We start from the raw sequence: 11792 nt of genomic DNA, 5'->3' as shown, positions 1-11792 counted from the left end.
GATCGCAAAATGAAAAGGATATGCTCAAAACCCTTTAAAAAACATGATTTTTAAAATGATTTTTAGGCAACCTTAAATCGATTTCGGTATTGTGAGGGGGTAATTTCGGTTTCAGCTTTAAAAACCAAATTAAACGAAGTAACATTACCAAACCCACAATCGTAAGCAATGGTTGCAATTTTTTCGTTGACATACTTGGGATCAACTAATAATGCTTTTGCTTTTTGAATCCTGTAGTGATTTACAAATTCTGAAAAGTTCTTCTGCTCATTTTCATTAATTACTTGTGACAATTCACGCGGGGTAACTTCCAGTTGTTTAGCGACATTATTTAAGGATACATCATTTTGTAAAAATATTTCATCTTCTACCAGCAATTTTTTGGCCTTTTTCAGCACTTTTTTTGAGGTAAGTCTATCAATGGTAGAATTGCTATATTTCTCCAAAGCAAATACATGTCGTTTCAACAAAAGGTAGGTAAACAAATACATTAAAAACGAGAATGAGATTGCACCCAAAATATAAAATGGGATCCATCGTAGTAAAATTCCAACATAAAGTACCCATACTACGCTTACACCTACAACAATATTGCGATACCATTGTAAAAGTTGTGGTGTGATTTGATCTTTTACTTTGAATATATAGTTCCAACAAACACCCAGATAGATTCCCAAATGAACAAAAACCAGTCCATAAGCAATATATGACGCCGTATCACCTCTATTGGGAATTATCGGACTGAGCAATACAAACAATCCAAAGGGTATCAAATGCAAGTATTGTTTATTAGAAAAGGTTTGTTGTTTCTCGAAAAGTGCTTTGCCATAAAACCACAAAAAAGGACCCACCGCCAAAATGGTTGCGATTGCTACATTTCTAATTCTTGGATCTACTTCGATATAATTATGAAAAATAGACTTCCCAATTCGAATAGTTAATCCCAGCAAAACGAAAGCCAAAAAACGATTGGCTCTTTTGTTTCCCTTTTTTACCGTAAACAAATAAAAGCACAAGAATAAAGCCTGGATCACCCCAAGACAACTAAGCACTAATATAAAACCTTGTTGAAGCATACCTATAAATATAATAACATCATTAACATGATATAAAATCATTTAGATTTAGGTATAAAAAAGCGGATAAATCATGATCTCTAAAACCAATAAATTAATTATAGTTTAGTTAACGTATCTGTAATAAAATTTAACTCATTTAAAACCTATATTTAGCAATAACAAATTTAAAATTACACAAATTATGAAGAAAAATAATGTAAACATTTTGGAACTTAAAAAAGAAAGCATTTCGAAATTAAATAATAAGATCGCAATTCGTGGAGGAAATGATACGCGAACAGAAAGCAATGGAATTTGTCATGAAGATAATTGGTGGACTAATCAAACAGGAGATTGTCCTTAAAAAATCATCTCACTAGTGACATCTTTATTTGGCTAATTTAGAATTTAATATAGTTATTTAAAATCCAAAATCTCTAATTCTAAGTGTATTGTAACTCTTATATTATAAATAAACATTTACGCTGAAAGCACAGAAAATCCTGAATTCGAACTTCAGGATTTTTTTATGATCAAATGACTAATCTGATGGTACACAAGGTTAAAATTACGTGAAAATCTTTTGAAATTATTTTTAATTCCAGACTTTAGTGTCCCCTCAAATCTACATGTACAAAATGCTAGGGTATTTCAACTAAAACTCAGCTAAACATGCACTCACATTTCAACAGGGTACTTTGTATACTCTTTTTCATTTTTGGAAGTATTTTTACCGGCAATTCTCAAACCTATAATCAAGAACTCTACGATGCCCTAGAGTATCGATTAATAGGACCTTTTCGTGGGGGTCGAAGTGCCGCGGTAACAGGCGTACCTAACAAACCGAATCTATTTTATTTTGGAGCCACGGGAGGTGGGATCTGGAAAACCACCGATGGCGGTCGTACCTGGGAAAATATCTCTGATGGATTTTTTGGTGGTTCGATTGGTTCTATTTCGGTTTCAAAAAGTGATCCTAATGTAATTTATGTAGGTGGTGGCGAAAAAACACTTCGTGGTAATGTATCCTCTGGATATGGTGTCTGGAAAAGTGTTGATGCCGGTAAAACATGGGTGCAATCTGGTCTGCCAAAAAGTAGACATATTCCTAGGGTATCCATTCACCCAACCAATCCTGACATTGTATATGCCGCAGTTTTGGGAAATATCTATAAACCCACACAAGATCGAGGTGTCTATAAAAGTACAGATGGTGGAAAAACCTGGAACAAAGTGCTGTTTGCCAATGCCGATGCAGGTGCAGTTGATCTTACCCTTGATCCTAACAATCCTAGAATTTTATATGCTTCTACCTGGAATGCCCGAAGAACACCTTATAGTTTAAGTTCTGGAGGAGCAGGTTCTGCACTATGGAAAAGTACTGATAGTGGAAAAACCTGGAAAGAAATTTCGAAAAACAAAGGATTTGCCAAAGATACACTAGGAATTATGGGGGTAACCGTGTCTCCCGTAGATAGCGAACGTGTTTGGGCCATAGTAGAAAACAAAGAAAAAGGTGGAGTCTACCGAAGTGATGACGGTGGCGAAACCTGGAGTCAACTAAATAGTGATCGAAGCCTGCGACAACGTGCCTGGTACTACTCACGTATTTATGCCGACCCGAAAGATAAAGATGTCGTTTATGTAGTAAACGTATCCTACCATAAAAGTAAAGACGGCGGTAAGAATTTTAGCAGTTACAGAGCACCTCATGGAGATCACCATGACCTTTGGATCGCACCCGAAAACCCTAAACGTATGATTATTGGTGACGACGGTGGGGCGCAAATCACCTATGATGGCGGTGAAACCTGGAGCACATATCACAACCAACCTACTTCACAATTTTATAGAGTGACCACCGATAATAGTTTCCCGTATCGTATATATGTTGCACAACAAGACAACTCTACCATACGTATTAATCACCGAAGTACAGGATGGACAATCTCTGAAGATGATTGGGAACGCACGGCCGGTGGAGAATCTGCCCATATTGCAGTAGACCCAAAAGACAATGATATTGTGTATGGTGGGAGTTATGATGGATTTTTGACCAGGGTTAATCATAAAACCGAAACTGTTCGATCGGTAAGTGTATGGCCAGATAACCCGATGGGACATGGTGCCGAGGATATGAAATATCGTTTTCAATGGAATTTCCCTATTATGTTTTCAAAACATAATCCAAATAAGCTGTATACATTTTCCAATCATGTACATGTTACTGAAAATGAAGGGCAAAGTTGGAAAGTAATTAGTCCCGACCTTACCAGAAACGATCCTGAAAAACTAAAATCATCAGGTGGACCAATTACGCAAGACAACACTTCAGTAGAATATTACTGTACTATTTTTGCGGCCGCCGAAAGTCCTATTAAAGAAGGGTTACTTTGGGTAGGCAGTGATGACGGATTGGTTCATGTAAGCCAGGATGGTGGAGCAACATGGAATAATATTACACCAAAAGGAATGCCCGAATGGATGATGATCAATAGTATCGAGCCTAGTGCTTTTAACGAAGGTACGTGCTACATTGCCGGAACAAAGTATAAATCCGGAGATTTTGCTCCATATCTGTACAAAACTACAGATTACGGTAAATCCTGGACCAAAATTACTACAGGAATTGCTTCAGAGCATTTTACAAGGGTTCTACGAGAGGACCCTAAACGCAAGGGATTATTATATGTGGGTACTGAAACCGGTATGTACATTTCTTTTAACGACGGAAAAAATTGGCAACCCTTTCAGCTTAATTTGCCTATCGTACCTATTACCGATTTAACGATTAAAGAAAATAACTTGATTGTTGCCACCCAAGGACGAAGTCTTTGGATTATTGATGATCTTACCGTTTTGCATCAATTAAGTGATAATTTAAAAACCAAGGAGCACATTTTATATCAACCAAAAAATGCATACCGTATGGGCGGTGGTAGTATTAAAGATTCCAAAACTGCAGGAACTAATCACCCACCAGGTGTGATCACCTATTTCTATCTCAAAAACTTTGATAAGAAAAAAGATACGATTGCACTTACGTATTTTAATACCAAAAATGACACCCTCAAATCGTTCAATAACCAAGCAAAAGAGAAAAAAGATAAGCTTGACATTGAAGAAAAAGGAGGTCAAATGTTTGCCTGGAACATGCGTGGTGATGGTGCCGAAAAACTGAAAGGAATGATCCTTTGGTGGGCCAACCTTAATGGTCCAAAAGCTGTTCCTGGAGATTATAAAGTGAGTCTAAGTGTAAACGGAAAAGAGGTATCCAGACAACCTTTTAAAATCGTTGCCGATCCTAGAACCGAAGCTACACCCGGGCAAATGCAAGCGCAGTTTGATTTTATCACCAGTGTAAATAAAACTATAGACAGCGCTCATAAATCGATCAAGAAAATTAGAAAGATCAATACACAGCTCAAAGCCTTTTCAACACAATATAAATCAGACGAAAAGACCAAAGACCTGGTAAAAAAAGCATCAGAATTGCAAAAGCAATTTGGCGAGATCGAAAAAGCTTTATATCAAACCAAAAACCGAAGTAACCAGGATCCATTAAACTTCCCAATCAAATTAACCAACAAACTTGGACATCTTAATTCTTTGGTTGGGATGGGAGATTTTGCACCTACAGAGCAAGATATTGCAGTAAAGAACGAGCTTACCAAAAAGATAGAAGAGCAACTACAGGCTTTTGATAAATTAATTTCTGAAGAAATTGCAGCATTTAATTCAGCGTTTAATACTTTGCAACTTCATTATCTTTTTGTAGAAGAATAACCCTCTCGACGAAGTGTATGTGTTCAGCGAAGACGAAATACTCGACGTGACAGTAGTTCACTTATCCTTAGTGCTGTCATCCCGACGAATCTAGAAATAAGCAACAAAAAAGCAGGGGTAATTAAATAATTACCCCTGCTTTTTTATTTTTACCTGTCTTTTTATTCCTATAGAAACGATCAATAATTAACATAGATCATTTTTGTTTCGTGATCCAAGCCTGGTTCATTATAGTCTATGACACATACATAGGAGCCCACGGGCACCCGATTGCCTTTATGGGTACCGTCCCAACCATCATTCGGACCTCCATAATGGGCCATGAACACCAAGCGTTGGCTCAGGTTATATATCTTCACCACGTTATTCTTATACTGTTCAAGACCTTCGATCACCAGGGTATCGGCAATGCCATCGCCATTAGGAGAAAATCCTCTATTGAAATCTGCGACAGGCTTTGGCTCTGACTCGCAATTGCCAGCCGCTTCAACGGTCACTGTGGCGGTAGCCGTAGCTGTGTTGGTGCCATAGGTAGCGATAAGGGTTACAGTTATCGGAGTGCCCACATCATCACAGGTGAAGGTATCCCTGTCAAGACCAAGTTCTGGGGTATTGTTACAGCCATAATTGGAACCATCGTCCACATCCTCTGGTGAGATAGTCGCCTGACCGCTGGTATCCAAGGGTACGGTAATATCTTTTGCTATGGCTACAAGGTTGTCCAAATACTCTTTGACGGTCACCGTTGCCGTAGCCGTTGCCGTTTCACTGCCTTGAGTAGCGGTAAGGGTCACCATCACCGGAGTGCCTACGTCATTACAGGTAAAGGTATCTATGTCCAGGCTCAATTGCGGGATATTGATATTGCCACAGCCATAAACAGAGCCATTGTTTATATCCTCTGGCGAGATGGTCGCCTCTCCGTTGTTATCTAACTGCACGGTCATGTCCTGAGCCATGGCCACAAGGTTTTCTAAATGATCTTCTACGGTTACCAAAGCTGTTGCCGTGGCCGTTTCACTACCTTGAGTAGCGGTAAGGGTAACCGTTGCTGGTGTACCTACATCATCACAGTTAAAAGTAGTTTTATCAAGATTTAAGAAGATAGGATCAAAGTTGTTACAACCACCCCTTGAACTCCTGTTTACTTGTGCTGGGGTAATGGTCGCCTGTCCACTGGCATCCAACTGTACGGTAATATCCTGGGTAACAGCTATTACTCGATCACCCTGAACGATTACTGTAGCTGTTTCCGTTAACGGCATACTACAACCTCCATTGCTTACTTGTGTTAGTTCCAGGGTCGTGTCCGAGTCTGCTCCGTTTACTATTACATTTACCGTTTCATCAGCTTCTATAATTGCTGTTCCACTTAAGGCCCCGCTATAGGTTACTATATCACCGGGGGTTCCGGTAATGGTAAATATGGCATCTTCACCAGAACATATAGGGGGATTTGAACTTATTATTGGAGCTACCAGTTGGGGATTGACACGAACTACAATCTCAACGCGTGCACTCTCGCAATCGTTGCTGTCGTTTGTTTGACTTACATAATAGAATGTGTCCCCAACAGTTCCCGTATCTGGTACCGGTGCCGTGGCACTTCCTGTACCTCCCGTCTCGCTATCGTACCATAACAGGTTTGTTCCGGTTGCCGTCAATGCAACGGCACTATCGCCTATACAATATTCAACCAGTAAACTACTTATCTCGGGTTTTTGTATAGCATTGACCTTTACCATTGTACTTGCTGGTAAATTGGAGATATTGCTGACAGGTTCCACTACATTTTCAGGAACTTTGATCTCGATGATACCATTGCATAATTCTGGTTTGATGTCTGCGGTATATGTAGCACCGCTACCTGTGAAATTGCTTGCGGAGGCATTGGTCAGTTTAATGTCATCTATCGTAAAACCTGTCACACTCGAACCAAACGTAAATGTGACCGTAAAGGCCGATATATCTGTTATCTCTTCTACTGGCACATCTTCTATGGAAACCCCAATCCCTTCTGAGGTGGTTCTAAAGCCCGTCCACCCGGCAGCTTCATAAGCATCTATCCTGCCTACAGGCACTATCAAATTTATTTGATTACGGTTTGCGTTTGTAAAGGGATCTTCGGGATCTGCTTTAATTAATGGGGGGTCGTACCCGGTTGACAACACTGTGGCAAGGTCTGGATTGTCGGAAAAAGCATCACGCTCAATATTTTTCACACCATCCTGTATGTTCACACGGGTCAAGGCGTTGCTATTAAAAGCACCAACCCCAATACTGGTCACACTGCCAGGTATGTCCACACTGGTCAAGGCGTTCCTACTAAAAGCACTAAACCCAATACTAGTCACACTATTAGGTATGTTCACACTGGTCAAATTATTGCGCTGAAAAGCACTTTCTCCAATGCTGGTAACGTTTTGACCAATGGTAACATTGTTCAATTGTTTGTCCGCAAAAGCAAAGTTCTCAATCTTGGTAACTTCAAAGTCATGCCCCCCATTGCGTACAGTTTCGGGGATGAATACTCTGGTAAGTGCACTCTCGTAATCTACAATCATTACCTCGTTGGGGACACCGAGTGCCGTTACCTGATATTTGATACCTTCATTTGTAAAGGTGTCTCCAATGTCTACTTTTTCTCTGATGGACTTAAAACCAAAGTGGTCCCAAGCTGGTACATAATTATCATATGCGCCCTTGGGGACAATGACATCTATTTGGTTACTATTTGCAAAGGTGTTTGCCTGGATTGATGGGGGATCTGTGCGCTCTGATACCACTGTGGCAATTGGGTTATTCCTAAAAGCTCTAGCCTCAATAGTGGTCACATTATCGGGAATCGCTACATGAGTCAACTTGTTAAAGGCAAAAGCATCAACCTCAATACGGGTAACGCCTTGACCAATGGTCACGCTGGTCAATTTGTTAAGTGCAAAGGCCCAAGGACCAATTGTGGTCACTCTATCGGGAATAACCACGCTCTCCAAGTTATTGCCCTGAAAAACATTTGGTTCAATACGGGTAATACCCTGACCAATGGTCACGCCAGTCAAGCCGCTATATCCAAAAGCCCTTAGGTCAATCCTTTCCACACTATTGGGAATGACCAACGCAATTCTCAATTTGTCGTGGAGGTCAGGGTCATGTTCGTTTCCTGCAAAAGCTTGCTGCTCAATAAATCTTACAGTGTTTGGTATGGTGACCTCACTCAACCAATACTCATAACCAAAAGCTTCACTATTAATACCGGTAACTTTATATTCTCCCTGAGGACAATCAATACTTATCGTTCCGTTGTTTGTTGGCCTAAAGGCATTATTGGGGCAGGTTACGGTTGGAGGTATGTCTAGTTTTCTAACAAAAGAACCTGCTGGGAAACCTTTAGGATGCCCAAAAATCTTTACCTCCTTAGGGCTAGTGCTAGTTATTGCATATCCGATACCGTTGTCTGTATAAAAATAGTCATCTATTTGCGGTTGCTGTCCATAGCCAGGAAGCGCTACTAGCAACGTAAAGACGATGTATACTATTAATTGTAATTGTTTTTTCATTTGCGGGTTCATTTTTCTCACTTTTGAATATTATTTACAAAGTATTACTGTACAAAAGAGATATCCAAAAATTAGTGCTAAAATCAATTGAAAGCGGGACAAAAGCATGGTTTTTAGAGATATTTGAGAAAGGGAATCGACCCGGTAGCAAGGTATTTTACTCGATAATCCCGCAGACAGGCATGGCGAGATTCATGCCCTGAGGCCTGCTCCCCAGGTAAGTTCACTGTAAAAATTCATTTTTCTAAACAAACTACCCTATACTAAAGTGTTGAAACTGATAAAAATTGCGATGACCAAAGAAGAAAAAACTAGTTTTCGTCAGAGGAGATTTTAAGCTGTTAAAATTACTTTCAGAATGCAAAAATACACGCTTTTTAAAGAATTATTTGCTTCTCAGCTCCTCTTGAGGTGACAGTACATGATTATTTTCATATTTTTGATCCCAACTTTACTAACGCCGTCATCTTGAGCGGAGTCGAGAGGCATTTCAACTTGTTATCACCTCGACTCCGCTCGGTGTGACAGCTTGTTTTACGATAAAAAATGCTTGAATATTATAATTACATAAAAGCCCTGCACCTCATCTTTGTGATTACATGGTTTGCAGGGTTATTTTATATACCAAGATTATTTGTTTATCAAATTGAAGCCTTCGATAAGCCTTCTCCAGAAAAAGAAATATTAGGCAAACAACTTAAGTTAATGGCCAAGCGTTTGTGGTTTATCATTACCTGGCCCTCTGCAATTTTGGCTACACTTTTTGCCATTTGGCTATTAATTTTGATGCCTGCATGGTTACAACAACCCTGGATGCATGTCAAACTTGGATTCGTAGTATTACTTTTTGCCTATCATGGTATATGCCACCGAATATATAAGCAGTTACAAGAGGATATTATAAAATGGTCATCCAACCAAATGCGAATGTGGAACGAAGGTTCTACCATCATATTGTTTGCCGTTATCTTTTTGGTAATTGTTCGGGATGCGGTGAATTGGATCTACGGAGTTATTGGGATTATTGCTCTTGGTATTTTGCTGATGTTGGGCATCAAATTATACAAAAGAATTCGAGATAAAAATCCTGAGGCTTGATGTATTTAAGAATGAAGTACAACGTATTTAGCAACTAGATTGTAGTGCAAAAACGAATGTATTTGACAAAACTCTTCTTTGGCAAGGGTAATGTACCTCCCTATGCTGTATAGGGGTCGAACCCAAAAAAAGGTAGTTCGAGGCCGCGAGTTAATGCTTCTTTGGCGCTCATTATGGCTTCGAGATCATACATTCCCTCTTATTTTTGATACATTGTGGCTTCGAGACCAAATATTGATGCTTTTTTGGATGAAGTTATGGCATGGCAATCCAAAAAAAGGTGGTTCGAACTACCTTAATGCGGCTTCGCACTACCTTTGTCTGGCCTAAAAGCAGCTTTTTGCTTCTTAAAACTACAACGATCCGGCCTAAAACTACCTCATAATGGCCTTGAAACTACCTTTTTAATACGTCGAAGTACCTATACATAGCGAAAGACCCCGCTAACGCCAGTATCTTGTTACATGGGATACGAGCGTGATGCTCGCACCAGCATGGGTTTAGCAATTATCACTCATGACCTTATAGCCCTAATTTGCTTATATCTTGACTGGTTTCCAATTGCACCAATTCTATTTCTTTGAAAGGATAATAGGCTATTTCTTGTTTTTTACCGTCTCTAGAAATTTTTATAACCGAAGGTTCACTAAAATCGTGATGAATAGAATATTCAAGTATTATATCTCCCTTTTTAAAACCTGCCTTCTGCGCTTCAGAATTTTCGTTAACAGACTCAATTACAAAATCCCCAGAATAAGTAAATCCACGATCATATACTTTGGCTTTTTTGACATAGTTTAAATCAAATTCTGAAAAAATTTCTGCAAGTTTTAGTAACTTTCCTTTTTCGATATGATTGTCAAAAAAAGATGACAGATCTTGATCAAGATATTTATTTGCTTTTTTAACAAAATAGTCATGAGAAATTGTTTGTCCAGTCTCTCTTGCATCATTTAAAAAATCCATCATTAAATTATCAAGCGAATGTTTATCTTTTGAATCTTTACGTATCTTTTGATCCAGGTAAAAAGCAAATAGTGCCCCTCTATTATAAGGCAAATCTTTATATTCCTTAATACCCCAAAAGTTTTCTTCTGTAATTTTGTTGTTGGGCTCTTCACCTAATTCTGAGGTATATAGGCCAGCAATGATCTCATTAAGCTCTGAAGTAAAATATGTCACTCCTTCATCGTTTTGCTTGCTTTTGGCAATATTTTTATGAGTATAGTATTCTGTAAATCCTTCGCTAAACCAATATTGCTCAACTTCATTATCATTAGAAATAATCTTACCAATCCAATTATGCATTAATTCATGATTAAAAAGATAGGTTAGTTTTTCCAGTTTGGTATTCTTATTATTAGTAGCACTACTCTGAAATGAATTAGTAAGACTTGTACCTTGCAAAACACTTCCGTTTTCCATGTATGCAGAAGGAGATAATGTAACGGTAAAGTACTTTTGGGTATGGTCATTCCAGAAATCCCTTTGAAATTGGATGGCGTTAGAAAGTAAGCCTACAATTTGAGAATCTTGAAAAGACATCCAATCCCCTCTGGTGGCGTAGTATACATTATTCTCTTCAATTTTTATGGGATAAACACGGTAATCACCTCCCAAAAAAATTGCAGATATGAAATCGTTGAGATTCATGTTTTCCATTCTTTGTTTTCTCCTATTGCTTCCAAAACTATTATGTATTGTATAGTTCTTTGGAAAGTTTTGCCATTCAAGAGAAACATTAGCTATATCATCCAGCGTTTCTGGAATCATAAACAAGTTATGAGACAAAATGTGAAAATATTCTTCTTGTATTACCGGACGATAAATTTTCCCCATTTCCATCTCCTTTTCGGTATCTTGTTTTAAGATATATTCTACAGAAATTTCTTTTAATTTTTTAGGGTGCTCAATCATGAGCCATCCGCTATCCTTATTTTTTACAATTTTTCCTTTTTCAGAAAGTACTTTTACAGATTCCAAGCATTTATACAAATCCTTTTGTCCCCAAGCCCGATCACTATAGTACAATTTGGTTATCCCATTTTCATTGGGTTTAAAAGAAGAAATAACTTTTATCTTTGAGATACTATCATTATCTATTTTGGAAATCTCATAATTAATTTCAGGAACTTGAGCCTGCATTAAGCCAATTGAAATAAGAAATAGAAACAACATACCTGCATATGGATTCTTTGGCATAGGAATTTGGTATTTAAAAATTAAAACTGGAGGTAAATATAACTAAAAAATTAGTTACAACTAATTTTTTAGTTATAAATCCTTATTAGAA

The 11792-nt window shown here is 38.4% G+C and carries 6 protein-coding genes; 3 read left to right on the top strand and 3 right to left on the bottom strand.

What is annotated here, in order from left to right; all coding sequences use genetic code 11:
- Positions 1 to 62: 62 nt before the first annotated feature.
- Positions 63 to 1118: a helix-turn-helix domain-containing protein gene (locus U6A24_RS17065; RefSeq protein WP_324181212.1), complete on the bottom strand. Its 1056-nt coding sequence runs from the start codon at positions 1116 to 1118 to the stop codon at positions 63 to 65.
- 142 nt (positions 1119 to 1260) lie between these two features.
- On the opposite strand from U6A24_RS17065, the gene U6A24_RS17060 reads away from it, so the two are divergent.
- Together U6A24_RS17060 and U6A24_RS17055 are read left to right on the top strand one after the other, a co-directional pair.
- Entirely contained in the window at positions 1261 to 1422 is a 162-nt protein-coding gene (locus tag U6A24_RS17060) for a hypothetical protein (protein ID WP_324181211.1), read from the top strand.
- A gap of 308 nt (positions 1423 to 1730) precedes the next feature.
- Positions 1731 to 4844 (top strand): VPS10 domain-containing protein, encoded by a 3114-nt coding sequence (locus U6A24_RS17055; protein ID WP_324181210.1) that lies wholly within the window; start codon positions 1731 to 1733, stop codon positions 4842 to 4844.
- 179 nt (positions 4845 to 5023) lie between these two features.
- Here the strand turns inward: U6A24_RS17055 and U6A24_RS17050 are convergent, their stop codons facing one another.
- On the bottom strand, positions 5024 to 8401 hold the full coding sequence (locus U6A24_RS17050; RefSeq protein WP_324181209.1) for a leucine-rich repeat protein: 3378 nt from the start codon (positions 8399 to 8401) through the stop codon (positions 5024 to 5026).
- Between the two features lie 546 nt (positions 8402 to 8947).
- Between U6A24_RS17050 and U6A24_RS17045 the strand changes: the two genes are divergently transcribed.
- The gene (locus U6A24_RS17045; RefSeq protein WP_324181208.1) at positions 8948 to 9499 is read left to right on the top strand and encodes a CopD family protein; all 552 of its coding nucleotides are present in this window, start codon (positions 8948 to 8950) and stop codon (positions 9497 to 9499) included.
- A gap of 522 nt (positions 9500 to 10021) precedes the next feature.
- Here the strand turns inward: U6A24_RS17045 and U6A24_RS17040 are convergent.
- Positions 10022 to 11701 carry a M1 family aminopeptidase gene (locus U6A24_RS17040; RefSeq protein ID WP_324181207.1) on the bottom strand — a complete coding sequence of 560 codons (1680 nt, stop codon included), beginning with the start codon at positions 11699 to 11701 and terminating at the stop codon, positions 10022 to 10024.
- Positions 11702 to 11792: the final 91 nt, after the last annotated feature.

The sequence above is a fragment of the Aquimarina gracilis genome (assembly GCF_035285365.1).
In the GTDB taxonomy this organism is placed as follows: domain Bacteria; phylum Bacteroidota; class Bacteroidia; order Flavobacteriales; family Flavobacteriaceae; genus Aquimarina; species Aquimarina gracilis.
The sequence above is the reverse complement of the archived record's forward strand: the minus strand, read 5'-3'. Positions and strand labels throughout refer to the sequence as shown.